This is a genomic window from Pseudomonas avellanae BPIC 631 (genome assembly GCF_000444135.1).
Classification (GTDB): Bacteria; Pseudomonadota; Gammaproteobacteria; order Pseudomonadales; family Pseudomonadaceae; genus Aquipseudomonas; species Aquipseudomonas avellanae.
Genome location: NZ_ATDK01000040.1, coordinates 39,686 through 65,418 on the forward strand (window position 1 = coordinate 39,686; position 25,733 = coordinate 65,418).

The 25,733-nt window shown below is 60.4% G+C and carries 24 protein-coding genes; 15 read left to right on the forward strand and 9 right to left on the reverse strand.

Going from position 1 to position 25,733, the window contains the following annotated elements; all coding sequences use genetic code 11:
• Positions 1-67: 67 nt before the first annotated feature.
• Complete coding sequence (coaD, locus tag DW49_RS0101380) at positions 68-547, reverse strand: pantetheine-phosphate adenylyltransferase (protein ID WP_003348749.1); 480 nt, start codon at positions 545-547, stop codon at positions 68-70.
• Between the two features lie 167 nt (positions 548-714).
• Entirely contained in the window at positions 715-2,142 is a 1,428-nt protein-coding gene (locus DW49_RS0101385; RefSeq protein WP_005613946.1) for a coniferyl aldehyde dehydrogenase, read from the reverse strand.
• A 277-nt stretch (positions 2,143-2,419) separates the two neighbouring features.
• Between DW49_RS0101385 and DW49_RS0101390 the strand changes: the two genes are divergently transcribed.
• The gene (locus DW49_RS0101390) at positions 2,420-3,082 is read left to right on the forward strand and encodes a TetR/AcrR family transcriptional regulator (RefSeq protein WP_005613947.1); all 663 of its coding nucleotides are present in this window, start codon (positions 2,420-2,422) and stop codon (positions 3,080-3,082) included.
• 53 nt (positions 3,083-3,135) lie between these two features.
• Positions 3,136-3,993, forward strand: coding sequence for a sulfurtransferase (locus DW49_RS0101395; RefSeq protein WP_024421079.1), 858 nt, complete (start codon positions 3,136-3,138; stop codon positions 3,991-3,993).
• Between the two features lie 7 nt (positions 3,994-4,000).
• Here the strand turns inward: DW49_RS0101395 and DW49_RS0101400 are convergent, their stop codons facing one another.
• The 4 genes from DW49_RS0101400 to DW49_RS0101415 all read right to left on the reverse strand — a co-directional run bounded on the left by DW49_RS0101400 (position 4,001) and on the right by DW49_RS0101415 (position 8,925).
• On the reverse strand, positions 4,001-5,035 hold the full coding sequence (locus tag DW49_RS0101400) for a hydrolase (RefSeq protein WP_029768750.1): 1,035 nt from the start codon (positions 5,033-5,035) through the stop codon (positions 4,001-4,003).
• Between the two features lie 454 nt (positions 5,036-5,489).
• Positions 5,490-6,074: a 16S rRNA (guanine(966)-N(2))-methyltransferase RsmD gene (gene rsmD / locus DW49_RS0101405; RefSeq protein ID WP_005613950.1), complete on the reverse strand. Its 585-nt coding sequence runs from the start codon at positions 6,072-6,074 to the stop codon at positions 5,490-5,492.
• Positions 6,074-7,576 carry a M16 family metallopeptidase gene (locus DW49_RS0101410; RefSeq protein WP_005613952.1) on the reverse strand — a complete coding sequence of 501 codons (1,503 nt, stop codon included), beginning with the start codon at positions 7,574-7,576 and terminating at the stop codon, positions 6,074-6,076. Before DW49_RS0101410 ends, rsmD begins: the two co-directional genes overlap by 1 nt.
• Positions 7,573-8,925, reverse strand: a complete 1,353-nt coding sequence (locus DW49_RS0101415; RefSeq protein WP_005613953.1) for a M16 family metallopeptidase — start codon at positions 8,923-8,925, stop codon at positions 7,573-7,575. The genes DW49_RS0101410 and DW49_RS0101415 overlap by 4 nt, the downstream gene beginning before the upstream one ends.
• A 255-nt stretch (positions 8,926-9,180) precedes the next feature.
• On the opposite strand from DW49_RS0101415, the gene ftsY reads away from it, so the two are divergent.
• From ftsY to rpoH, 4 genes are all read left to right on the forward strand, one after another.
• Positions 9,181-10,731 (forward strand): signal recognition particle-docking protein FtsY, encoded by a 1,551-nt coding sequence (ftsY, locus tag DW49_RS0101420; protein ID WP_005613954.1) that lies wholly within the window; start codon positions 9,181-9,183, stop codon positions 10,729-10,731.
• Positions 10,728-11,399 carry a cell division ATP-binding protein FtsE gene (gene ftsE, locus DW49_RS0101425; protein WP_003379871.1) on the forward strand — a complete coding sequence of 224 codons (672 nt, stop codon included), beginning with the start codon at positions 10,728-10,730 and terminating at the stop codon, positions 11,397-11,399. The genes ftsY and ftsE overlap by 4 nt, the downstream gene beginning before the upstream one ends.
• The gene (gene ftsX / locus DW49_RS0101430; RefSeq protein WP_003379872.1) at positions 11,396-12,430 is read left to right on the forward strand and encodes a permease-like cell division protein FtsX; all 1,035 of its coding nucleotides are present in this window, start codon (positions 11,396-11,398) and stop codon (positions 12,428-12,430) included. Before ftsE ends, ftsX begins: the two co-directional genes overlap by 4 nt.
• Before the next feature lie 118 nt (positions 12,431-12,548).
• Positions 12,549-13,403: an RNA polymerase sigma factor RpoH gene (gene rpoH, locus DW49_RS0101435; protein ID WP_003379873.1), complete on the forward strand. Its 855-nt coding sequence runs from the start codon at positions 12,549-12,551 to the stop codon at positions 13,401-13,403.
• Between the two features lie 122 nt (positions 13,404-13,525).
• On the opposite strand, the gene mtgA is transcribed toward rpoH, so the two are convergent.
• Complete coding sequence (gene mtgA / locus DW49_RS0101440; RefSeq protein ID WP_005613955.1) at positions 13,526-14,236, reverse strand: monofunctional biosynthetic peptidoglycan transglycosylase; 711 nt, start codon at positions 14,234-14,236, stop codon at positions 13,526-13,528.
• An 80-nt stretch (positions 14,237-14,316) separates the two neighbouring features.
• Here mtgA and DW49_RS0101445 point away from each other — a divergent pair, with 80 nt between their 5' ends.
• The 4 genes from DW49_RS0101445 to trmB all read left to right on the forward strand — a co-directional run bounded on the left by DW49_RS0101445 (position 14,317) and on the right by trmB (position 16,597).
• Entirely contained in the window at positions 14,317-14,697 is a 381-nt protein-coding gene (locus DW49_RS0101445) for a DUF423 domain-containing protein (RefSeq protein WP_005613956.1), read from the forward strand.
• Between the two features lie 108 nt (positions 14,698-14,805).
• Positions 14,806-15,006 (forward strand): sulfur carrier protein ThiS, encoded by a 201-nt coding sequence (gene thiS / locus DW49_RS0101450; RefSeq protein ID WP_005613958.1) that lies wholly within the window; start codon positions 14,806-14,808, stop codon positions 15,004-15,006.
• A gap of 51 nt (positions 15,007-15,057) precedes the next feature.
• Positions 15,058-15,852, forward strand: coding sequence for a thiazole synthase (locus DW49_RS0101455; protein ID WP_005613959.1), 795 nt, complete (start codon positions 15,058-15,060; stop codon positions 15,850-15,852).
• Positions 15,853-15,949: 97 nt separating this feature from the next.
• Positions 15,950-16,597, forward strand: coding sequence for a tRNA (guanosine(46)-N7)-methyltransferase TrmB (gene trmB / locus DW49_RS0101460; protein ID WP_221033809.1), 648 nt, complete (start codon positions 15,950-15,952; stop codon positions 16,595-16,597).
• A gap of 41 nt (positions 16,598-16,638) precedes the next feature.
• Here the strand turns inward: trmB and DW49_RS0101465 are convergent, their stop codons facing one another.
• Complete coding sequence (locus tag DW49_RS0101465; RefSeq protein ID WP_005613961.1) at positions 16,639-17,697, reverse strand: HAD family hydrolase; 1,059 nt, start codon at positions 17,695-17,697, stop codon at positions 16,639-16,641.
• Between the two features lie 190 nt (positions 17,698-17,887).
• Positions 17,888-18,400: a dihydrofolate reductase gene (locus DW49_RS0101470; RefSeq protein WP_024420780.1), complete on the reverse strand. Its 513-nt coding sequence runs from the start codon at positions 18,398-18,400 to the stop codon at positions 17,888-17,890.
• Between the two features lie 125 nt (positions 18,401-18,525).
• Here DW49_RS0101470 and DW49_RS0101475 point away from each other — a divergent pair, with 125 nt between their 5' ends.
• From DW49_RS0101475 to betA, 5 genes are all read left to right on the forward strand, one after another.
• A complete protein-coding gene (locus DW49_RS0101475; RefSeq protein WP_005613963.1) occupies positions 18,526-19,917 on the forward strand; it encodes a DUF2868 domain-containing protein in 1,392 nt (463 codons plus the stop codon).
• Positions 19,910-21,298 (forward strand): GTPase/DUF3482 domain-containing protein, encoded by a 1,389-nt coding sequence (locus DW49_RS0101480; RefSeq protein WP_005613964.1) that lies wholly within the window; start codon positions 19,910-19,912, stop codon positions 21,296-21,298. Before DW49_RS0101475 ends, DW49_RS0101480 begins: the two co-directional genes overlap by 8 nt.
• 295 nt (positions 21,299-21,593) lie before the next feature.
• Complete coding sequence (gene betI / locus DW49_RS0101485) at positions 21,594-22,187, forward strand: transcriptional regulator BetI (RefSeq protein ID WP_003379893.1); 594 nt, start codon at positions 21,594-21,596, stop codon at positions 22,185-22,187.
• A gap of 105 nt (positions 22,188-22,292) precedes the next feature.
• Positions 22,293-23,765, forward strand: a complete 1,473-nt coding sequence (betB, locus tag DW49_RS0101490; protein ID WP_005613965.1) for a betaine-aldehyde dehydrogenase — start codon at positions 22,293-22,295, stop codon at positions 23,763-23,765.
• A gap of 140 nt (positions 23,766-23,905) precedes the next feature.
• The gene (gene betA, locus DW49_RS0101500; protein ID WP_005613966.1) at positions 23,906-25,627 is read left to right on the forward strand and encodes a choline dehydrogenase; all 1,722 of its coding nucleotides are present in this window, start codon (positions 23,906-23,908) and stop codon (positions 25,625-25,627) included.
• Positions 25,628-25,733: the final 106 nt, after the last annotated feature.

The following is a 25,733-nucleotide window of genomic DNA, read 5'->3' on the forward strand; positions in this document are numbered from 1 at the left end:
GCCGGGGCATATGAAAACCAATGCGGCGAATTGTGCCGCATTAGGCTTCAGGATGCACCTTGATGTGCTAGCGTTTAAATCGCTCGGTCAGTGCCTGAGCGACGGCAGGGTGTACGAACTTGGTGATATCACCGCCCAACGCCGCGATTTCGCGCACCAACGTCGAAGAAATGAACGAGTAACGCTCTGACGGCGTGAGGAACAGGCTTTCGACGTCCGGTGCCAGTTGCCGATTCATGTTCGCGAGCTGAAACTCGTACTCGAAGTCCGACACCGCACGCAGGCCGCGCAGAAAGACATTGGCGTTCTGTTCCTTGGCAAAATGCGCCAGCAACGTCGAGAAGCCGACGACCTCCACGTTGGGCAAGTGCTTGGTTACCTCACGGGCCAGCTCGACGCGTTGTTCCAGAGGAAACAGCGGGTTTTTCTTCGGGCTGGCGGCAACTGCAATGACCACTTGGTCGAACAGGCGCGAGGCGCGTTCGACCAGATCGCCATGGCCCTTGGTAATAGGGTCGAAGGTGCCTGGGTACAACACTCGGTTCATCGCGTCGTCCTGGTCGGAGTCCGTTGTGGGACTCGGATGGTATCGCAGCCGTCCCGATGGGCCAAGCGACTCGACGGATGGAAAAGCCCGTATTGCGCCGATTATCGGCCATGTATGGCGTGAAACCCCTGATTCAGGGGCTATTTACTGTTATGGCACTTATGCAATCAACGCATGAAAAGTTTATAAATCAGGCGCTGAATCGCTTTGCCGTACGGTGGATAAATCAATCGCGCTGCGTTCAGGCGCTGTTTGGTGAACACCGCCTTCGCCTGGCTGAAAGTAAGAAAGCCTTCGCGGCCATGGTAATTACCCATGCCCGAAGGGCCGACCCCGCCGAAAGGCAAATCGTCCTGAGCGGCATGCATCAGCGTGTCATTGATCGACACTCCGCCAGAATGCGTGCGCTCCAGTACCTGCCGTTGCTCGGCCTTGTTGTAGCCGAAGTAGTACAGCGCCAGCGGGCGAGGGCGCTGGTTGATGTAGGCGTAGGCGTCTTCGATACGGTCGTAAGGCACGACCGGCAGCAACGGCCCGAAGATCTCGTCCTGCATTACCAGCATGTCGTCGTTGACATTGATTAACACACTGAACGGCATGCGCCGATCCTGGCCCTGCTCATACAGCGTGATGATTGTCGCGCCCTTGTTCGCAGCGTCTTCCAAACAGTGGTTCAGGCGCAGCAACTGGCGTTGATTGATGATTGCGGTGTAATCCGGGTTGTCGATCAGCGTCGGGTAGAAGCGCTTTACTGCTGCGGTGTAAGCGTTCACAAACCCTGTCAAACGATCCTTCGGCACCAGCACATAATCCGGGGCAATACAGGTTTGTCCTGCATTGAGCGTCTTGCCGAATGCGATGCGCTCGGCGGCGTCCTGCAGCGGTACATCCTGCGACACGATGGCGGGCGATTTGCCGCCCAGCTCCAGAGTGACCGGCGTCAGATTTTCAGCGGCAGCGCGCATGACATGCTTGCCAATGCTGGTTGCGCCCGTAAACAGCAGGTGATCGAACGGCAGGCGCGAGAACGCCATGCCCGTTTCAGCTTCGCCGAGCACTACCGCAACCAGGTCTTCCGGGAACACGTTGGCAAGCAAACGCTTGAGCAGCGCGCCGGTTGCGGGTGTCGATTCACTGAGCTTGAGCATTACCCGGTTGCCTGCCGCCAACGCACCGATCAAAGGCCCGATCGCCAGGAAAAGCGGGTAGTTCCACGGCACAATCACCCCGATCACGCCCAGCGGCTGATATACAACTTTCGCCGATGCAGGCTGAAACATCAGCCCAACGCGCCGCCGCGACGGTTTCATCCAGCGCTTCACGTGTTTTCGTGCATCAGCAATACCCAGCAGGCTCGGCAACAGCTCGGCCAGAAGGGTCTCATCGGCACTGCGCTGGCCGAAGTCTGCGCCTATCGCATCGATCAGGTCCTGGCGATGAAGGCTCAACAACTCGCCCAGCGACTTGAGCCATTGCAGGCGCTGTGCTGCCGACGGCATCGAATTGACCCTGAATGCGGCACGTTGCAGGGCAAATGCTTGGTGCATTGTTTCAATTGAAGGGCCAGTGTGCTGAGGCGCTGTTTCGGCGAGCATGGAGGTTTCCGGGTTGGGTGTGACGGGATTTTTAGAGTTATTGCTCTATAGAGTCAAATTGTTCATGCCCCCGGTCGTTGCAACCAATGGTTTTTTGAATGCTTAAAGGCATACGGTCATCTGATTTCTGTATGCCTTCAGGCGTTCGCTTGTTATTCGATATAACAATCACGAGGCTGACTGCCTGCTGTCAAAGCGACGATTCAGTCACCATAGTGGCACTTGCCTGCGCTAAGATTGCCATCATCCCATCCGCAACCGAGCGTCCTGGCCCAGCATGGCACCCCGTACCAAAACCCGTGAGCGTATTGTGCAAGCCAGCCTTGAGCTGTTCAATCAGCAAGGCGAGCGTTGCATAACCACCAATCACATTGCTGCGCACATGGAGATATCACCCGGCAATCTCTATTATCACTTTGCCAACAAGCAGGTAATCATTGCCGAGCTGTTCACCCAGTATGAAACGCTGGTTGGCAGTTTTCTGACATTGCGCACAGACCGTCTGCCGACTATCGAGGACAAGCGCGATTACTTTATGGCAATGATCGACGCCATGTGGCGCTATCGTTTTCTGCACCAGGACCTTGAACACCTGCTGACGTCGGATGCGGAGCTTGCCAGGCGCTACCGGCGTTTTTCGTACCGCTGCCTGATGCAGGCGATGAACATTTACCGGGGGTTCATCAAGGCGGGCATCCTGCAGATGGATGAGTCGCAGATCGAGTGGACCAGCCTCAATACCTGGATTGTGCTGACGTCGTGGGTGCGGTTTTTGTGCACTAACCGGGAAAACAATGCCGAGTTGAACGAATCAGCCATCCGGCGTGGTGTCTATCAGGTGCTCATGCTCGAATCGGTCTTTGTCGCGCCTCAGGCTCGCGAAGCGTTCGATGCGTTATGTGAAACGTTCCATTCATCGTTGCCAGAGGCTCTGGCCTGAATCCAGAGCCGATGAGCAGCCTGACTATCGGGTTTCTGCCACAGGAGTGTGTCATGTCCATTGCGCAACTGATCAGCCCTGAACGCCTGGCCATGCGCCAGAAGACGCCAGGCCTGGTCATTCTCGATTGTCGCTTTGCACTGGAAGATGCGGATTACGGCCAGCGCAACTATGCGCAGGGCCATATCGAAGGTGCGTCGTTTGCCGATCTGAAGCGTGACCTCAGCGGGCCGGCTATCAAAGGCAAGACCGGACGCCACCCGCTGCCGGAGCCTGCTGCCTTGCTGGAAAGCATTCAGGCATGGGGCATAAATGCCGACAGCGACGTCGTGCTGTACGACGACGGCCCCGGTATGTTCGCCGCGCGCGCCTGGTGGCTGCTGGCCTGGATGGGCAAGCGTGAGGGTGTTTACCTGCTCGACGGTGGGCTTAAAGCCTGGCACGCGGCGGGTTTGCCGCTGAGCCTGGATGCGCTGAACCATGAGCCGGGCAATTTCAGCGGCGAGCCGGACATGTCGATGTTGCTCAGTGGCAGCCGATTGCAGAGCCGCCTCGGGCGTGTGGAGATGACGTTGATCGATGCCCGCGCTGAAGCCCGCTTTCGCGGCGACGTGGAGCCTCTGGACCCTGTTGCCGGACACATCCCTGGTGCGCAGTGTGCGGCCTGCACCGACAATCTCGGGCCGGACGGGCGTTTTCTGCCGCCCGAGCAGCTCAGGCGGCGTTTCGCCGAAAAGCTGCAAGGCCGCCCGCCGGAAAGTCTGGTGTCCTATTGCGGCTCGGGCGTCACGGCCTGTCATAACCTGTTCGCGCTGTGCCTGGCTGGCTACCCGATGGGCACCCTGTATGCAGGATCCTGGAGCGAATGGATTACCGATCCGACGCGTGAAATAGCCACTGGCGCCTGTTAATCCGGCGTCAGCTTGCGCTGGCGCTTTGATGTACCTGCGCGGCGCTCAGCCATGACGGGATACGCCGATCGAGGTAATAAGTAGGGTTGCGCAACGAGCCATCGACAAAACCGACGTGCCCGCCTTTGGCATGCAGTTCAAATTCGGTGCAGGCTGACAGTTCGCCGGGCTCGGGCAGGCTGTGGGGGAAAACGAATGGATCGTCGCGAGACTGGATAATCAGCGTAGGCGTTTCAATCTGGCCCAGGTAATAGCGACTCGATGCACTGCGGTAATAATCCGTCGCATCGACGAAGCCGTGCAGCGGGGCCGTCACCCGGCCATCGAAGTCCCAGAACGTTCGCATGTTCTCCAGCGAGCCCAGGGCAGACAGTTCGGCGAGCCCTTCGGTGAGCCCTTCATGTTGAAAGCGCTGTTGCTTGTCGCGGATGTACGTCAGCATTTCGCGCATGAAGTGCCGTTGATAGACCTTGGAAAACCCCTGGCCAATACGGTTGGCGCACTCGTCCAGACGAAAAGGGACAGACACCGCTACCGCACCCAGCAGATCGCTGTGCTTGCCTGACTCGCCCAGATACTTGAGCAGCACGTTGCCGCCCAGTGAATACCCCACGGCATATAGCGCAGCCAGTGGGCGCAGCGAGCGTAAATGGGCGATCACCTCAGCCAGGTCTTCGCTGGCCCCGGAGTGATAACTGCGCGACAGCAGATTGGGCTCTCCCGAGCAGCCGCGCCAGTTGAGCGCCACACTGGCCCAGCCCTTCGTCGCCATTGCCTTTTGCAGGCCGGCGACATAAGGCGAGTTGGACGACCCGGTCAGGCCGTGCAGCACCAGCACCAATGGCGCATCAGCTTCGTTCGGCCCATGCCAGTCCATGTCCAGAAAATCCCCGTCCTTCAACCACAACCGCTCGCGAGTACGCGCCAGCAGCGTTGGCTTGCGCACCAGCGGGCCCCAAAGCGTCTGCAGGTGCGGATTACCCATGCCGACGGCCGGGACGAACGGGTTTGCATGGGGAACAAAGGCAGGGCGTGTAGGCACGGTATTGCTCGACGATCAATTCAAGGGCTGATGCGGTACGTTGCCACTAAGTGGGCCGGGATGTAAGTGGCCTGGCGGTGTCGTTGCGCACGAAAGTTGAGATTATCGTTCCCAGCGCTCCAGCGTGGGAATGCAGTTCACGACGCTCCGCGTCGCAAAAGAGGACGCGGAGCGTCCAGAACGGCATGCCGACGCGGAGCGTCGCACGATAGTTGTATCATTGCCGCAGCGCAGCGCAACGTCATGCCCAGCCCGGAATCACTGCACATAAACGAAAGCGCTTTTTTACCGCGATGGCACTGACATCGAAGAACCGCTGTGCGACGCTCCGCGTCACAGATCTGCGCCGCACACTCAGGATCGGACGCAGAGCGTCCAGAACGGCATGCCGACGCGGAGCATCGCACGATAATGGAGGTTATCGTTCCGCACGCTCCAGTGGCACGAGCCCTGATTAACCCCGCTGCCACAACGCGTAATACACCTGTCCGGCCTTTTTCTCGCGATGCAATCGCCAACTGCCCGGCAAGCCGGTGGTCGAGGGCGGTGTTTCGCTTTCGGTGTAGATCCAGGCGGTATCAGCCAGCCAGCCATGGGTTTCCAGCAGGTTGCAGGCCGAAGCGAGCAGGCCCTGATGGAAGGGCGGGTCGAGGAAGACGACGTCGAAGGGCGAGGCGATGGCGGTTTCCAGGTGGCGCAGGGCGTCGGTCTGGGAAACCTGGCCGCTGGTGCAGTTCAGGGCGTTGAGGTTCTGGCGCAGGCTGGCGATGGCGGCAGCGTTGCTGTCCAGTGCCAGGCCCATGCTGGCGCCGCGCGACAACGCTTCGAAGTACAGCGCGCCGCTGCCGGTGAAGACGTCCAGCACCCTGGCGCCCGCGATGTAAGGCGCGAGCCAGTTGAACAGGGTTTCGCGCACGCGATCCGGCGTCGGGCGCAGGCCGGGGGCGTCCGGGAAAGTCAGGCGGCGGCTGCCCCATTCTCCCCCGATGATACGAAGCTGACCCAGGCCGTTATGGCCCTTCGGACGTGGATTGGCCATCAGTGTTCCGGGACCCCTACAGGTTGGCGAACGGGTTTGTCGGTCGGCGCGGGCAGCGGCTTTTGCTCCACTGTCGCGCCTACGCTGACGATAACCATCTTGTCGGCGCTTAAATGCTTGCTCATGGCTGCCTTGACCTGTTCGACCGTCACGCTCTGGGCAGCGGCCATGTAGTCCTCAAGGTAGGTCAATGGCAGATCATAGAAGCCGATGGTACCCAATTGGCCGACGATGGCTGAGTTGCTGGCTGCGGTAAGCGGGAAACTCCCGGTCAGCTCGCGTTTCACGTCGTCGAGTTCTTTCTGGGTCGGGCCGTTGGCGAGGAAGTCGCGAACAATGTCCTGGACCAGCTTGAGGGTGTTTTCGCTCATTTCCGCACGCGTCTGCAGACCGATCATGAACGGCCCGGCCACCTGCATGGCCGTGAAGCCAGACGAGACACCGTAGGTCAGCCCGCGTTTTTCACGTACTTCGGTCATCAGCCGGCTGCCGAAACCGCCGCCGCCCAGCACCGAATTACCGACGGTCAGCGCCGCATAATCCGGATCGTTGCGGTCGATGCCCAGTTGCGCGAGCATCAGGTGGGTCTGGTTTGACGCAAACTCGATGTGCGTCGGGCCAGCCTTGGGTTCGATCGGGTCGGCAACCTTGGCCAGCGCCGTGCCTTTTGGCAGCGAGGCGGACACCTGCGCGGCGATGGCTTGCGCTTCATCTCGCGACAGGTCGCCGACCAGTGCAATCACCGCATTGCCAGCCGCATAGGCCTTGGCATGGAACGCCTTGAGTTGAGCCAGCGTAATGGCATTGATGCTTTTTACATTGCCTTCGCTCGGGTGAGCATAAGGATGATCGCCATACAGACGCTCGAACAGCGCCTTGTTGCCGATCGCACCCGGGCTCTGCTTCTGGCTTTCCAGGCTGTCGATCAGCTGGTTTTTGAGGCGCGCCAGCGAGTCGGCAGGGAAGGTGGGCTTGCCCACGACCTCGCCAAACAACTTCAAGGCCGGGTCACGCTTGTCGATCGCACTCAGGCTGCGCAGCGACGCGACGGCCATGTCGCGGTAGGAACCGTTGCCGAAGTCCGCGCCCAGCCCTTCAAAACCCTGAGCGATGGCGCTGACGTCTTTGCCCTTGACGCCTTCATTGAGCATGGCGTTGGTCAGCAAGGCGATGCCGGGCGATTTCTGGTCCTGACTGCTGCCAGCGGCAAAAATCACGCGCATGTCGAACATCGGCAGTTCGCGAGACTCGACGAACAGCACCTTGGTGCCTTCGGCGGTGTTCCAGGTCTGGATGTTCAAGGCGCGGCGGGCAGGGGCCTTGCCGTCCAGTTCCTTTAGGGTCTGCAGATTGCTGCCCAATGCCGGTGTGGGTTGAGTGGCCTGGGTCGGGTCGGCAACAGCGGCTTCGTCAGCCAGCACGGATTGGGCGCCAAAGGCACCCAGCGAACCGGCCAGGATCAGGCCGAGCAGCGCATGACGTGGAGCATTGCGCTTGATCATTTGGCTTTCTCCTCAGGCAGAACGTGCGCAACGCTGAGGCGCTCACGGGTGAAATAGGTGTTGGCGGCCTTCTGAATATCCTGCGGGGTCACGCTTTGCAGGTCTTCCAGTTCCTTGTCCATCAGTTTCCAGGACAGGCCGACAGTTTCCAGCTCGCCGATCATGGTCGCCTGGCTGGTTATCGAGTCACGCTCGTACACCACACCGGCGATGACCTGAGCACGGACGCGCTCGAGTTCTTCGGCGGACGGCGCCTTGGTTTTCAAATCATTCAGCAGACGCCAGATGCCGGCTTCGACATCGGCCAGGGTCTTCTTCTTTTGTGTATTGGGTGTGGCGCTGATCATGAACAGGCTGTCGCCACGAGCGAAGGCGTCGTAGCGCGACGAAGCACCGGACACCAGCTCTTCGCCACGTTCCAGCCGAGTCGGAATGCGCGCGCTGTAACCGCCGTCGAGCAGGGCGGCGATCAGGCGCAGGGCGTTGGCCGAGCGTGGATCTTCGGCGGTGGCGACGCTCGGCACGTTGAAACCGTAGATCAGGCTTGGCAGCTGGGTTTTGACATGCAGGGTAATCTTGCGCTCGCCGGGTTCGGCCAGCTCAAGCGGTTTTTTCGAGGGCGGCACGTCGCGGCGCGGGATCGGGCCGAAGAAACGCTCCGCCAGCGCCTTGACCTCGTCTGGCTGCACGTCACCGACCACCACCAGCGTGGCGTTGTTCGGCGTGTACCAGGATTCGTACCAGTGGCGCAGCTCTTCAACCTTCATGCGCTCAAGGTCAGCCATCCAGCCGATGGTCGGCGTGTGGTAGCCGCTGGCCGGGTAGGCCATCGCCTTGAAGCGCTCGAAAGCCTTGCCCATCGGCTTGTCATCGGTGCGCAAACGGCGCTCTTCCTTGATGACTTCGATCTCGCGGCCGAACTCGTCGGCGGGCAGTTTAAGGGTTGCCATGCGATCGGCTTCCAGCTCCAGCGCAACGCTGAGGCGATCGCGGGCCAGCACCTGATAGTAAGCCGTGTAGTCATCACTGGTGAAGGCGTTCTCTTCAGCGCCCAGATCGCGCAGAATCAGCGAGGATTCCCCCGGCCCGGTCTTGCTGCTGCCTTTGAACATCATGTGCTCAAGGGCATGAGACAGACCGGTTTGCCCCGGCGTCTCGTAACTGGAGCCGACCTTGTACCAGATCTGGGAAACCACCACCGGAGCGCGGTGATCTTCGCGGACAACCACCTTCAGGCCGTTATCCAGGGTAAATTCATGGGTCGGTTGCGGGTCAGCAGCCAATGCTGTCAAAGGCAGACAAATTGTGCTGAGCAGCAGGCCTGCGGCGCGGCGGGCTAGAGCATTCATTCGTTGTTTGAACCTGTAGGACGGCCCGCGTGAACTTAGCGTCGGCGGGCGCGGGGGTGTTAGGATACTGATCCGTTTGCCTCAGAGACAGCCTTCACTGGCCAATTGCGAGTGAAACCTGTTTAAAGCGCAGGTAAAGGTAGCTGCTTAAGCGGCCGCTGAGTGAACAAGAAGTCCTAAACGCAGTCTGTTTTGCATGTCAGAATTTTCCGCGCCGCCCTCTGGCGGCCCGCAACCTTGAGATAGCCGTCATCCATGTTTGGTTCCAGCGACGACAAGAAGACCCCAGCTGCGGCTGGTGAGAAGAAAGGCCTGTTCGGATGGCTGCGCAAGAAGCCGCAGCAAGAAGCCGAACCAACGCCGCCAGAATCATCGCCGACGCAACCCGAACCGGTCGTCGATCAGGTTATAGCGACCCCCCAGGTCGAGCCATCTGCTGCCCCGCAACCTGTGCCCGAGAGCATCGCCCAGGCTGATGCGCCTGCCCCGCAGATCACTGTCGAGCCGGGCGCACCGTCACCTCAGCCCTGGCTGACCTTGCCGGTCACCGAAGAGTCGGTGGCGCTGAGTGATGAGCGCGAGCCGCACGTAACCCCGGCGATTCCGCTACAGGGTCATGTTCATGTCGTGCCTGAGCCTGTGGTGTCTGAACAGGTGGTGTCCGAACCTGTCGCCTATGAGCCGCAAGCCGAGCCTGTAGCCGATATCCTGCCGCTCAGCGTTCAAGAACCGGTATTGGTTGAGCCTGTTCCTGAACCTGAACCTGAACCCGTCGCGGCCCAGTCCGTTCTGCAGCCAGTGCAGCCTGCTCAGGCAGTGGTTCCGATCACAGCGCCAGTAGTTCCGGCACCTGCGCCTGAGGCAGAGGCCGGCAAGGTCGGTTTCTTTGCTCGCCTCAAGCAGGGCCTGTCGAAGACCAGCGCGAGCATCGGCGAAGGCATGGCCAGCCTGTTTTTGGGCAAGAAAGCCATTGATGATGACCTGCTGGAAGAAATCGAAACCCGTCTGCTGACCGCAGATGTCGGCGTCGAGGCCACTTCAGTCATCATCAAGAGCCTGACCCAGAAGGTCGCGCGCAAGCAACTGACCGACGCTCAGGCGTTGTACACCTCGCTGCAGGGTGAGCTGGCAGCGATGCTCAAGCCGGTCGAGCAACCGTTGGTGATCAAGGCCGAGCACAAGCCTTTCGTGATTCTGGTGGTGGGCGTCAATGGCGCGGGCAAGACCACGACCATCGGCAAACTGGCCAAGAAGCTGCAACTGGAAGGCAAGAAAGTCATGCTGGCGGCGGGCGACACCTTCCGAGCTGCCGCCGTCGAGCAATTGCAGGTCTGGGGCGAGCGTAACCATATTCCGGTCATCGCCCAGCACACCGGTGCCGACTCCGCCTCGGTGATCTTCGATGCCGTGCAGGCCGCCAAGGCCCGTGGCATCGACGTGCTGATCGCCGACACCGCTGGCCGTCTGCACACCAAGGACAACCTGATGGAGGAGTTGAAGAAGGTTCGCCGCGTGATCGGCAAGCTCGACGCCGACGCTCCTCATGAAGTCCTGCTGGTGCTCGACGCCGGCACCGGTCAGAACGCCATCAATCAGGCCAAACAATTCAACCAGACGGTCACCCTGACCGGGCTGGCACTCACTAAACTGGATGGCACAGCCAAAGGCGGCGTGATTTTCGCCCTGGCCAAGCAGTTCGGCCTGCCTATTCGCTATATCGGCGTGGGCGAGGGCATCGATGATCTGCGTACCTTCGAGGCCGAACCCTTTGTTCAGGCTCTGTTTGCGGAGCGGGAGCGTCCATGATTCGATTCGAGCAGGTCGGTAAGCGCTATCCGAATGGACATGTCGGGTTGCATGAACTGAGCTTTCGAGTACGTCGCGGCGAGTTTCTGTTCGTCACCGGTCATTCCGGTGCCGGCAAGAGCACGCTGTTGCGCCTGTTGCTGGCCATGGAGCGCCCGACGACCGGCAAACTGATGCTGGCAGGCCAGGACCTGGGGCAGATCAGCAACGCGCAGATCCCGTTTCTGCGTCGTCAGATCGGCGTAGTGTTCCAGAATCACCAGTTGCTGTTCGACCGCACCGTCTTCAACAACATCGCCTTGCCCCTGCAGATCCTCGGCCTGTCCAAGCCGGAGATTGCCAAGCGTGTCGATTCGGCACTTGAGCGCGTGGCGCTGTCCGACAAGTCCGATCTGTACCCAGGCGACCTGTCCACCGGTCAGCAACAGCGCGTCGGCATCGCCCGTGCGATTGTCCATCGCCCGGCCTTGCTGCTGGCCGATGAGCCGACCGGTAACCTCGACCCACGCCTTGCTGCGGAAATCATGGGTGTATTTGAAGACATCAACCGACTGGGGACCAGCGTGCTGATCGCCAGTCACGACCTGGCATTGATCGCCCGCATGCGCCACCGCATGCTGACCCTGCAGCGCGGTCGTCTGATCGGTGACGGGGAGGCCGGAGTATGAGTGCCACACGCAGCCCCAAGGTTTCAGAGCGCGTTGCGCCCAAAGCCGCCGATCCTTCGCCGCAAAAGCAGAAAAAACCGCGCCACGATCACGATGATGACGGCCCTGACTTCAGTGCATTGTTATCTGCCTGGCTGGAAAGCCATCGGTCCAGTCTGGTCGACAGCCTGCGTCGTCTGACCAAGCAGCCGATCGGCAGCTTCTTTACCTGTCTGGTCATGGCCATTGCCCTGAGCCTGCCCATGGGTCTGTCATTGCTGTTGAGTAATGTCGAGCGCCTGGGTGGTTCGTGGCAGCGTGCGGCGCAGATTTCGATCTATCTGAATCTGGATGCCAGCACCACTGATGGCACCCGCATGCGCGATGAGATCAAGGCAATGCCCGGCGTGGCAGATGCCGAGTACATCAGCAGCGAACAGGCATTGGGCGAGTTCAAGCAACAGTCCGGCCTGGGCGAGGCCCTCAAGGAATTGCCGGAGAACCCGTTGCCAGGCGTAGTGCTGGTCACGCCGGATGAAGTGGACAAGCCCGCGCTGGAAGCCTTGCGCACCCGGCTCGCTGGCCTGCCGAAAGTGGAGCAGGCGCAACTGGATCTGGTCTGGGTCGAACGACTGGCCGCAATCCTCAAGCTGGGTGACCGGTTCGTTTTCGGCTTGACGGTTCTGCTGGTCTCGGCTTTGCTGTTGGTAATTGGTAACACAATACGTCTACATATCGAAAACCGCCGCACCGAAATCGAAGTCATCAAGCTGGTGGGCGGCACCGACAGCTACGTGCGCAGGCCATTCCTTTATATGGGCGCGCTGTACGGTTTCGGGGCAGGGATCCTGTCCTGGGGGGTTCTGGCGTATGGCCTGAACTGGCTGAACGGTGCGGTCGTCGGGCTGGCGGGTCTGTATGGAAGCGACTTTGCGCTGGCGGGTGTTCCGACGGGTGATGGTCTTTCGCTCTTGCTTGGAGCTGTTCTGTTAGGGTATATCGGTGCCTGGATTGCGGTCGCTCGTCACTTGCGTGAACTGGCACCCCGCTAAAGGGAAATTTTTCGTTCACCAGATCGGCTTCTGAAAATCAAGGAACTTGGTTAGCGGTTCCGGGTCAATCTGGCTAGTGTTGAACTGCACATCACATGTGCGCTGGAGGTTTTTTCGTATGACCACTTCTTTGCAACCTGCTTATGCTTTAGTCCCGGGTGCAAACCTCGAGGCCTATGTGCACACGGTCAACAGCATTCCATTGCTGACGCCGGAGCGGGAGCGTGAACTGGCTGAGAGTCTCTACTATGAGCAGGATCTGGACGCGGCCCGACAAATGGTCCTCGCCCACCTGCGATTCGTCGTGCACATCGCGCGCAGTTATTCGGGTTACGGTCTGGCTCAGGCTGACCTGATCCAGGAAGGCAACGTCGGCCTGATGAAGGCTGTGAAGCGCTTCAACCCGGAAATGGGCGTGCGTCTGGTGTCGTTTGCCGTGCACTGGATCAAAGCCGAAATTCACGAGTTCATCCTGCGCAACTGGCGCATCGTCAAGGTCGCCACGACCAAGGCGCAGCGCAAGCTTTTCTTCAACCTGCGCAGCCAGAAGAAGCGTCTGGCCTGGCTGAACAATGACGAGGTGCATCGCGTTGCCGAAAGCCTGGGTGTCGAGCCGCGCGAAGTTCGCGAAATGGAAAGCCGCCTGACCGGCCACGACATGGCCTTTGACCCGGCAGCCGAAGCGGATGACGACAGCGCCTTCCAGTCGCCGGCCAACTACCTGGAAGACCACCGGTACGACCCGGCGCGTCAACTGGAAGACGCAGACTGGACCGATAACTCCACCGCCAACCTGCATCAGGCGCTGGATGTGCTGGACGAACGCAGCCGCGACATCCTCTACCAGCGCTGGCTGGCAGAAGAAAAAGCCACGCTGCACGACCTGGCGCAGAAGTACAACGTCTCCGCCGAGCGCATCCGCCAGCTGGAAAAAAGCGCGATGAACAAGCTCAAGACGTCGATTGCTGCGTAAGACTACCCGGCAACGAAAAACGCCCCGAGATGATCGGGGCGTTTTTGTTTGTGTATCAGCTATCGTGCGTCGCTCCGCGTCGCATGCCGTTCTGGACGCTCTGCGTCCTTTTCGCGACGCAATCACCACCGACGGCTGCTATTCAACCCCTGCAAATACTCATCCCCACCCAACTGACGCATCTGCTGGCGAATCCAGCCGGCACGGCGCGAGACGTAGCCGCTCGGGTGGCTGGCGCTCCATTGGCGGGGGTTGGGCAGGACGGCGGCGAGGTAGCTGGCCTGTTGCTCGGACAGAGCGCTGGCGTTGGTGCGGAAGTGGTGTTGCGCGGCAGCCTGGGCGCCGAATACGCCTTCGTCCCATTCGACGCTGTTGAGGTACACCTCAAGGATGCGCTCCTTGGACCACAGCAGTTCGATGAGCATCGTGAACCAGGCCTCAAGCCCTTTGCGCAGGTAGCTGCGGCCCGACCACAGAAACAGGTTCTTCGACACCTGCTGGCTCAACGTGCTGGCCCCGCGAATAGAACCGCCTTGCTCGTTGTGCAGAATGGCGGCCTGAATCGCATCGACGTCAAAGCCCCAATGCTCGGCAAACTTCTGGTCTTCGCCGGCAATGACCGCGATTTTCAGGTTGTTGGAGATTTTTTCCCACGGTTGCCAGTCGCGTTGCAGGTCGATGGGTTCGCCATCGAACCAGGATTCGACCTTGCGCTCGACCATCAGCGCCGTGCCCGGTGGCGGTACCCAGCGCAGGACCAGAACCACGAGCGCGCTGCCCGCAGCGAACCACAGCAGGGCTTTTATGAGGCGACGAAGAATAATTTGCAGCATAGAGATGGCTTGGCCGAACCCGTTGAGCGGGCCATTATACAGACCGTGCGCCTTCCGACGATTTTTCCCTGGAGTTCCTGATGCTTCGTAGTTTTTTGATGCTGGCCGCTTTCTTCGGCTTTACCGGCGTGGCGTTGGGCGCATTCGCGGCTCACGGCTTGAAAGAACGCCTGAGCGCCGAGTACCTGGCGGTTTTTCATACCGGCGTGCTTTACCAGCTTATCCATGCGCTGGCGCTGCTGGGCGTGGCCGTATTGGCGACGCACATCCCCGGACGCCTGATCAATTTTGCCGGGTTTTCTTTCGCCATCGGCATTCTGCTGTTCTCCGGCAGCCTGTACGCATTGACCCTGACCGGCATCAGCAAACTGGGCATCATCACCCCGTTCGGCGGTCTGGCGTTTCTGTTTGGCTGGTCGATGCTGGGGCTAGCGGCCTGGAGGCTGGGCTCTGCTCCTTGAGCGGTCCCGGAACAACAGGTCGCTTGAGACGAATGGCGTGGCTTTGCCTTGGTCATACCGGCTGATCGGGCTAGAATGCTGGCCCCCTAAAATGATGGCTGCTGTCGCATGCGCATTCAGTTGAACGGTGAATCCTTTGAATTGCCAGATGGCGAGACCGTCACTGCGCTGTTGACCCGCCTGGACCTTGGCGGACGCCGGGTTGCGGTGGAGCTGAACCTGGACATCGTGCCGCGCAGCCAACACGTATCGACCGTTTTGCGCGAAGGTGATCAGGTCGAGGTGGTGCATGCCATCGGTGGTGGCTAGTTTGCACTCGCCCTGCACCGAACCCCAATTTGCACGTTATGAGGATTTCCGATGAGCGATGTTCGCAGCGACAAGCCCTTCGTCCTGGCCGGTCGGACTTTCGAGTCGCGCCTGCTGGTGGGCACCGGCAAGTACATTGATATGGAACAGACCCGTCTGGCCATCGAAGCCTCGGGTGCCGAGATCGTCACCGTTGCCGTGCGTCGCACCAACCTGGGCCAGAACCCGGGCGAGCCGAACCTGCTCGACGTGTTGCCACCTGACCGCTACACCATCCTGCCGAACACCGCTGGCTGCTTCGATGCGGTCGAGGCAGTGCGCACCTGCCGCCTGTCCCGCGAACTGCTCGACGGCCGCAATCTGGTCAAGCTGGAAGTGCTGGCCGATCAGAAAACCCTGTTCCCGAACGTGATTGAAACCCTCAAGGCCGCTGAAATACTGGTCAAGGACGGTTTCGACGTCATGGTCTACACCAGCGATGACCCGATCATCGCCCGCCAACTGGCTGAAATCGGCTGCATCGCGATCATGCCGCTGGCTGGTCTGATCGGCAGCGGTCTGGGGATCTGCAACCCGTACAATCTGCAGATCATCCTTGAAGAAACCAAAGTGCCGGTGCTGGTCGATGCCGGTGTCGGTACTGCGTCCGACGCCACCATCGCGATGGAGCTGGGTTGCGAGGCGGTGTTGATGAACTCGGCCATCGCCCACGCTCAGCAGCCGGTGATGATGGCCGAAGCGATGAAGCACGCTGTAATTGCCGGTCGCTTGGCGTACCTAGCCGGGCGCATGCCACGAAAACTCTATGCCAGCGCGTCTTCGCCGCTGGATGGCCTGATCAAGTAAGAGCCCGTTGATGACTGATACACACGTTCCGCACCCCGAGTTGCCTGCTGCCGAAGAAGGCGAAGAGCGCCCGCACCGCCGCATCAAAAGTTTTGTGATGCGCGCTGGCCGTATGACCGAAGGCCAGCAGCGTGGTCTGGATCAGGGTCGCCCGTTGTTCGGCCTGTCGCTGACCGACACGCCGGTGGATTTCGATAAGGTGTTCGGCCGTTCTGCGCCGCGCACGCTGGAGATCGGCTTCGGCATGGGCCATTCGTTGCTGGAAATGGCCGCGGCGTCACCGGAACAGGATTTCATCGGTGTCGAAGTGCATTACCCTGGCGTGGGCGCGATGCTCAATGGCGTGCTCACCCAGGGGCTGAACAATGTGCGCGTCTACGATTGCGACGCCATTGAAGTGCTGAACCGCTGCATTGCCGATAACAGCCTTGATCGACTGATGCTGTTCTTCCCGGATCCGTGGCACAAGAGCCGTCACCACAAGCGCCGTATCGTGCAGCCCGAGTTTGCCGCTTTGGTGCGTAGCAAGCTGAAAGTTGGCGGTGTATTCCACATGGCCACCGACTGGGGGCCATACGCCGAATACATGCTCGAAGTGATGAGCGTAGCGCCCGGCTATCGCAATCTGGCCGAAGACAACCAGTACGTGCCGCGCCCTGCGGAACGTCCTATCACCAAGTTTGAACGCCGTGGTGAAAAACTCGGCCATGGCGTGTGGGACTTGAAGTTCGAGAAAGTCGACTGAATGAGCTGCGGGTTGGTCACAACCCGCAAGTCCTTCACCGCTTACTGAATTTCGTCCGGCTTGACGATCACCCAGTTCTTGTCCGCCGTCACCGGCAGATTCTCCTTGGCCTGAGCCTCGGCATTGGCCTTGATCATGCCGTTGAGCTGAGTCATGTACTTGTCCTTGCGGTTGATCCACAAGTGCACGCCGCCTTTGCTCACATCCACGCTGTGAAACAGCATGTAGCCGTCACTGGTTGGGGTGTCGCCGCCGACCAGCACCGGTTTTTTCCACTGATCGATGTAAGTCAGAATCGCCGCCTGCTTGCCGGCCATCCAGGTTGCCGGGGTCCATAGGTAAGGCGTCAGCTCCAGGCCCATGTTACTTTTCGCATCATATTTGCCCGCAGTGATCTGCTTGCGCGCGGTGGTCAGTTCGCCGGTCTTGCGGTCCTTGAGCAGCGTGGTGACGCCGATCACGTTCTGCGGTTTGACGTTGTAGCCGTACTTGGGGTCGGCGGCGACCATGCGCACCAGCTCTTCGGACGCAGCGGTCATCACATAGACCTCGATGCCGTTTTCCATCAGCTTGTTGTACAGCTCGGTCTGCCCGGTGAACACGCGTGGCGGCTCGACATTGAGCTGCTTGACGGTATCGCCGTCGTAATAGGTCGCAGGGATCGGCTTTTTCAGGGCCATCAGCTCATCGACGTAGCCTTTGAGTTCCTGAAGCGTGAAACCGGAAAACACCTGCGCCACCCACGGGTAGCAGACCATGTCGTCCAGTTCGCAAAGGCGGTAGTAGTAACTGAACAGGCTCTCCTTGTGTTCGGCGGTGTCTTTGAAGGGGATCAGTTTCAGGGACGGGTCAAGGGTTTCGCGGGTGATCAGGCCTTTGTTTTCCATGTACGGCAGCAGCGACTCTTCAAGGTCGAAGCGGTAGCTGGTGTTGTCCATGTCGAAGACCGCGTAATTGCTCTTGTTGGCATTCGCGGCAATCATCGCGTCAAGTGCCTTGGCGGCAGGCTCGGGCCAATGCTTCAATTCGGTGGCAGCAAAAGCCTGGCTGGCAAGCCCGGCGCAGAGTGCTACGGCCAGCAATTTAGGCGCGAATTTCATAGGCGATTTCCCCTTGTCAAAAAAACGAAGGGGCAGACCGTAACAAATTATTGTGAAGGCAAAAGTACATCAGCGACCCGAAAAAGGTCGAAAGACGCCGTTTGCCCCTTTATTTGCGACAGCAAAACCAAAAACGACACTTTTGTTACGGTTTTTCGTCGGCGACCTCAGATGCGCTGAAAAACGCTGATCAGACGCGCTCCCAGACTTCGAAGCTGTAAGCAGGCTTTTCATCAACGGCAGCGTTCTCGGCATTGGACACCAACGCCCACTGCGCCGTATCGAATTCCGGAAACCATGCATCCCCTTCAGGGCTCAACGCTACGCGAGTCAGGTACAGGCGATCCGCCTGCGCCAGGCCCTGCGCATAAAGCTGCGCACCGCCAATCAGCATCACCTCATCGACGCCTTGTTCCAGCGCCCATTGCTCGGCGCGCACCACAGCGGCGTCCAGTGACAAGAAGACTTCCGCGCCCTCGAGCTGTAAATCAGTCTGGCGGCTGACTACCAGGTTCAAGCGACCGGGCAGGGGACGGCCCAGCGAGTCCCAGGTCTTGCGACCCATGATGATCGGCTTGCCGAGGGTCGTGGCCTTGAAATACTTGAAATCCCCCGGCAGATGCCAGGGCATGGAATTGTCGACGCCGATCACTCGGTTTTCACCAAGAGCGGCAATCAGGCTTAGCGGGAGATGAGTTTTCATGGGTGCGAGGATATCAGAGGTCGCGGGGCGCGCGAATGAACTGATACGCGCCGTGCTCAGTCCCATGACAGCGGTTATGCTCACCGCAGTATTCAATCCCGCAGTATCCATTCAAGAGACCCCGTGTGACTGCACTGACCCCCCTCGATACCCTCTGGCTGACCGAAGCCGTGCGCCTGCGTGAACAACAGGCGGGCGCGCTGGATGATCAGGAAGCCAACCGCCGTGCCCGCGCTGCCGGAGGCGACCTGACTGCCCGCCTCGCGCACCGTGCCCTCGGGCTGGCCGAACGCGACGGCATGCTCGCGGCGCTGCATCGCTGGAAGCAGGGCGCGCGGCTGGCGTTGATTATGCTGGCCGTGCTGGCCGTCATCAGCGGCGCGGGCCTGGCCTTCGCGGCAATGGGTGACGGGCAGGCCCCGGTCAATGTGTTCTGGGCGCTGGGCAGCTTGTTGGGCCTGAACCTGGTGCTGTTGGCCAGTTGGGCGCTGGGTTTGATCTTCGCCGGGCGCAGCAATACCGGGCTGGGGCGGGGGCGGCTGTGGTTGTGGTTGTGGTTGAGCGAAAAGCTCGCCCGCGATGCTCAGGCCGCGCAGCTCGCGCCTGCGCTGGTTCTGCTGCTGCGACGCAAGCGTCTGAATCGTTGGCTGCTGGGGTTGATGGTCAATAGCTTATGGCTGCTGGCGCTGGTCAGTGCGCTGGTATTGCTGTTAATGCTGATGGCGACCCGGCGTTACGGGTTTGTCTGGGAAACCACCATTCTGAGCAGCGACACCTTTGTCGGCCTGACCCAGACACTCGGCACGATCCCCGCCTGGCTGGGTTTCAGCGTGCCGGATGAAACCATGATCCGCGCCAGCGGCAATGCCGCGCTGAGTATCGAAAACGCGCGGCAGGCCTGGGCTGCGTGGCTGGTGGGTGTGCTGCTGGTGTACGGCATCCTGCCGCGTTTGCTGCTGGCGGCGTTTTGCCTGTGGCGCTGGAAGCGCGGGCGGGCGGCGCTGCGTCTTGACCTTGAGCTGCCGGAATACCTTGAACTGCGTGAACGGCTGATGCCCAGCAGCGAGCGATTGGGCGTCAACGATGCCGAGCCTGCTGCGCTGCATCAGGTGCAGTCCAATGCGGGTGCTGCTGAAAGCGACGGCGCGCTGCTGGTGGCCATCGAGCTGGATGATCAGCAGGTCTGGCCTCCGCAATTGCCGTCTGGCGTGGCCAATGCGGGCGTGCTCGACAGCCGCGAGTCGCGCCAGAAACTGCTGGAGCAACTGACTCTCTATCCGCCTGCGCGGCTGGTCATCGCCTGTGATCCGCGTCGTTCACCGGATCGCGGCAGCTTGGCGCTGATTGCCGAACTGGCGCGTTGTGCAGGGGCGACGCGCCTCTGGCTGCTGCCCGCGCCTGCCGGGCAGACGCTCGACCCTGAGCGCCTCGACGACTGGCATGTCGCGCTGGATCAGTTGCAATTGCCCCGCACAGACAGCGCGCCCTTGAACTGGCTGGAGACGGGCCATGACTGAAATGGACAACGCACCCGCCATCAAGCTCGCAGTGGTCGGCCATACCAATGTCGGCAAGACCTCGCTGCTGCGCACGCTGACTGGCGATGTCAGCTTTGGCGAAGTGTCTCATCGGCCCAGCACCACCCGTCATGTAGAAGGGGCACGCCTTTCGGTGGACGGTCAGGCGCTGGTCGAGCTGTACGACACGCCCGGCCTGGAGGATGCCATTGCGCTGCTCGATTACCTGGAGCGGCTGGATCGCCCCGGTGAGCGGCTGGATGGCCCTGCGCGATTGGCGCGCTTTCTGGAAGGCAGCGAAGCACGCCAGCGCTTCGAGCAGGAAGCCAAGGTCTTGCGCCAGTTGCTCGACTCGGACGCAGGGCTGTATGTAATTGATGCGCGTGAACCGGTGCTGGCCAAATACCGTGATGAACTGGCGGTGTTGGCGAGTTGTGGCAAGCCGCTGCTGCCGGTGCTGAATTTCGTCAGTGCGCGCGAACACCGCGAGCCCGAGTGGCGCGAAGCCCTTTCGCGTCTGGGCCTGCATGCGCTGGTGCGCTTCGACAGCGTGGCGCCGCCCGAAGACGGCGGTCGGCGGCTGTATGAAAGCCTGGCACTGCTGTTGGAAAGTGCGCGGCCCCGGCTTGAGCGTCTGATTGAAGATCAGCAGCAGCAACGCCAGGCCAGAAAACACAGCGCGGGACGTCTTATCGCCGAGCTGTTGATTGACTGCGCGGCCTGTCGGCGCAGCGTCGAGACGCTTCCCGAGCAGGAGCAGCAGGCGGTGGAAGCATTGCGCAAGGCTGTTCGTCAGCGTGAGCAGCACTGCGTCGAGGCGCTGCTCAAGCTGTACGCGTTTCGCAAGGACGACGTGTCCACCAGCGACCTGCCGTTGATGGACGGCCGTTGGGGCGATGACCTGTTCAACCCTGAAACCCTCAAGTTGATGGGCGTGCGCGTCGGCGGCGGCGTGGCAGCGGGTGCGGCGGCCGGGGCAGGGGTGGATTTGATGGCCGGGGGCGTGACTCTCGGCGCGGCGGCGTTGGTCGGCGCGCTTGCAGGCGGAGCCTTGTTGACGGCGCGCAGTTATGGCGGGCGTCTGCTGGGCAAGCTCAGGGGCCGCAGAGAACTGACCGTGGATGATGCCGTGCTGCGCCTGCTCGCGCTGCGTCAGGGCCACTTGCTGCTGGCGCTGGGCGTTAGAGGCCACGCTGCCATTCACAGCATGGAATTGACCACACCGCAGGACAAGACCTGGCGCAAAGGCAAAATCCCCGAACTTCTCTCCCGAGCCCGCGCCCACCCGCAGTGGTCAACGCTCAACCCGCACCCCAAACCGAATCAGGCTGAACGGCAGGACGCGATTGGTGAACTGGCAGATGTGGTGTTGCAGGATTGAGGAATGTAGCGCCAGTTACCCACACACACACACTTGTGGGAGTGAGCTTGCTCACGAAGGGGCCGGTACGTTACCCAGAGATGGGGCGTTTGAACCATTGCTTTCGTGAGCAAGCTCACTCCCACAGAGTCATGTCAGCCTGGTGCTATCAGCATTTTTCAGCTTGCAGCTTGCAGCTTGCAGCTAAAAACTCGCCACTGATTTTTTATTGATTGATCGTTCAATAAAAAATCTTTAGACTGGCGTTACCATTTTGGTACAACGATCACTGCAGACAACCTGGAGATTTGCGCCAATGCCCAAGGTCGGTATGCAACCCATCCGCCGCCAACAACTGATCCAGGCCACGCTCACGGCGGTCGATCAGGTCGGTATGGGCGATGCCAGCATTGCGCTGATCGCACGCCTGGCAGGCGTCTCCAACGGCATCATCAGTCACTATTTTCAGGACAAGAACGGCCTGATTGCCGCGACGATGCGGCATCTGATGAACGCCCTGATCCAGAATGTCCGCGAACGCCGTCAAGCATTGACCGAAGACAGCCCCAGGGCGCATCTGCAAGTGATCATCGAAGGCAACTTCGACGCCAGTCAGGTCAGCGGCCCAGCCATGAAAACCTGGCTGGCCTTCTGGGCGACCAGCATGCATCACCCCTCGCTGCACCGATTGCAGCGTATCAACGACCACCGTCTGTATTCCAACCTGTGCTGTCAGTTCCGTCGCACGTTGCCACTGGAACAGGCACGCAACGCCGCCCGCGGGCTGGCAGCCCTGATAGATGGGCTGTGGCTGCGAGGCGCACTGTCAGGCGATGCATTCGACACCGAGCAAGCGCAACGGATCGCTTACGAATACATGGATTTTCAACTGGCGAAATCAGCGAACTGAGTGCTTTTGAAGCCCGCTCGCCGAACGACTGGATACGCGTGTTGCCCAATGTTTCCGGCACACTGAAATCAGTCATCGCCCCCCCACTGAATTTGCGAGGACTTTATGGCCCGTTTTGAATTGCAAAAACTCTACATCGACGGCGGTTATGTCGATGCCAGCAACACTGAAACCTTCGACTCGATCAACCCTGCGAACGGCGAAGTTCTGGCTCAGATCCAGCGCGCCAGCAAGGAAGACGTCGAGCGTGCGGTGGTCGCCGCCGAGAAGGGCCAGAAGATCTGGGCCGCCATGACTGCAGTCGAGCGTTCGCGCATCCTGCGTCGTGCCGTCGATATCCTGCGCGAGCGCAACGATGAGCTGGCCGCGCTCGAAACGCTGGACACCGGTAAAGCCATTTCCGAGACCCGTTACGTTGACATCGTGACCGGCGCTGACGTGCTGGAATACTACGCAGGCCTGGTGCCCGCCATTGAAGGTGAGCAGATCCCGCTGCGTGATTCCTCCTTCGTTTACACCCGCCGCGAGCCGCTGGGTGTGGTCGCCGGTATCGGTGCGTGGAACTACCCGATCCAGATCGCCTTGTGGAAATCCGCCCCGGCATTGGCTGCGGGCAACGCGATGATCTTCAAGCCAAGTGAAGTCACCTCGCTGACCACATTGAAGCTGGCAGAAATCTACACCGAAGCCGGCGTGCCGAACGGCGTGTTCAACGTGTTGACCGGCAGCGGCCGTGAAGTCGGCACCTGGATCACCGAGCACCCGCGCATCGAGAAAGTCTCCTTCACCGGCGGCACCGACACCGGCAAGAAGGTCATGGCCAGTGCGTCGAGTTCGTCGCTCAAGGAAGTGACCATGGAGCTGGGCGGCAAGTCGCCACTGATCGTGTTCGACGACGCCGACCTGGATCGCGCCGCCGACATCGCCGTGATGGCCAACTTCTACAGCTCCGGTCAGGTCTGCACCAACGGTACGCGTGTGTTTGTACCGAACGCCCTGAAAGCCGAGTTCGAAGCGAAAATCCTTGAGCGTGTGAAGCGTATTCGTCCCGGCAACCCGGAAGACGAAAGCATCAACTTCGGCCCGCTGGTCAGCTTTGAACACATGGAAAGCGTGCTGGGCTACATCGCCAAGGGTAAAGAGCAGGGCGCACGCCTGTTGTGCGGCGGCGACCGTTTGACCGGTGGCGTGTTCGACAAGGGCGCGTTTGTGGCTGCAACTGTATTCACCGATTGCACCGACGAGATGACCATCGTGCGCGAAGAGATCTTTGGCCCGGTGATGAGCATTCTGGGTTACGACACCGAGGACGAAGTGGTGCGCCGCGCCAACGACACCGACTTCGGCCTCGCTGCGGGCATCGTGACCCGTGACCTGAACCGCGCGCACCGCGTGATTCACCTGCTGGAAGTTGGTATCTGCTGGATCAACGCCTGGGGCGAGTCGGCGGCGCAAATGCCGGTCGGCGGTTACAAGCAGTCGGGCGTCGGTCGTGAAAACGGCATCAGCTCGCTGGCCCAGTACACGCGCATCAAGTCAGTCCAGATCGAACTGGGCGACTACGCCTCGGTGTTCTAAAGACCGTTCAAGTGGCACGCGACAAGCCTCAAGCAGACGCAATCAAAAGCGGCTTGCCGCACCCCATTTTCACAAGTATCGCCTGGCTGCTTCTGCTTGCAGCCCAGGCTTGAGACTTGCAGCTCTATGAGGGAGCCTCTATGACCACGCAATCCGAATACGACTACATCATCATTGGTGCCGGCTCTGCCGGTAACACCCTGGCAGCCCGTCTCACCGAAGACGCAGGCGTCACTGTTCTGCTGCTGGAAGCCGGTGGCCCGGACTACCGTTTGGACTTCCGTACCCAGATGCCCGCCGCCCTGGCGTTCCCGTTGCAGGGCCGTCGCTACAACTGGGCCTACGAGACCGAGCCAGAGCCGCACATGGACAACCGCCGTATGGAATGCGGTCGCGGCAAGGGCCTTGGCGGTTCTTCGCTGATCAACGGCATGTGCTACATCCGCGGCAACGCGATGGACTACGACGGTTGGGCGAAAGAGCCGGGTCTGGAAGACTGGAGCTACCTCGACTGCCTGCCGTATTTTCGCAAGGCTGAAACCCGTGACATCGGCCCGAACGATTACCACGGTGGCGAAGGCCCGGTCAGCGTGACCACGCCCAAGGCCGGCAACAATCCGTTGTTCCACGCGATGGTCGAGGCGGGCGTGCAAGCCGGTTTCCCGCGCACCGACGACCTCAACGGTTATCAGCAGGAAGGCTTCGGTCCGATGGACCGCACCGTGACCCCGAAAGGCCGTCGCGCCAGCACCGCTCGCGGTTATCTGGACGAAGCGAAAAAGCGCGACACGCTGAGCATCGTCACGCACGCGCTGACCGACCGCATCCTGTTTGAAGGCAAGCGCGCCGTGGGTGTGGCCTATCTTGTGGGTGACAGCGACACGCGCATTGAAGCCCGTGCCCGCAAGGAAGTTCTGCTGTGTGGCGGCGCCATCGCTTCGCCGCAGATTCTGCAGCGCTCCGGTGTCGGCCCGGCCGAGGTGCTGAACAAACTGGATATTCCAGTGGTTCATGATCTTCCGGGTGTGGGTCAGAACCTTCAGGATCACCTGGAGATGTACCTGCAATACGCCTGCACCCAGCCTGTGTCGCTTTACCCTTCGTTGAAGTGGTGGAACCAGCCTGCCATTGGCGCAGAGTGGATGTTCCTCGGCACCGGTATCGGCGCGAGCAACCAGTTTGAAGCCGGTGGCTTCATTCGCTCCAGCGAAGCGTTCGAATGGCCGAACATTCAGTATCACTTCTTGCCCGTGGCGATCAATTACAACGGCACCAAGGGTGTTCAGGAACATGGTTTCCAGGCGCACGTAGGTTCGATGCGTTCGCCAAGCCGTGGTCGGGTCAACGTCAAGTCCAAAGACCCGCGTGAATACCCAAGCATCCTGTTCAATTACATGGCATCGGATCAGGACTGGCAGGAATTTCGCGACGGCATCCGCCTGACCCGCGAGATCATGCAGCAACCGGCTCTCGATCCGTACCGCGGCCGTGAAATCAGCCCAGGCATCGACGTACAGTCTGACGAAGCGCTGGACCAGTTCGTGCGTGAACATGCCGAAACGGCGTATCACCCGTCCTGCTCCTGCAAGATGGGCACTGACGAAATGGCCGTGGTCGATGGTCAGGGCCGTGTGCACGGCATGCAAAACCTGCGTGTGGTGGATGCCTCGATCATGCCGATCATCACCACCGGCAACCTGAATGCGCCGACGATCATGATCGCCGAGAAAATCGCCGACAAGATCCGCGGCCGTCAGCCCCTGCCACGCAGCACCGCCGACTACTTCGTTGCAGGCGACAAACCGGCACGCGGCAAACCGGCACGCGGCAAGCCGCTGCGTGAGATCAGCCACCAGGCCTGATCTGATTCAACGACCAGTCGTCCTCACGCCGTGAGGGCGACTGGTGTCCGCCAGCCAATAGCGCGCATGAACGTGTAGAAACGGACCGTGCGACGCTTCGCTTGTG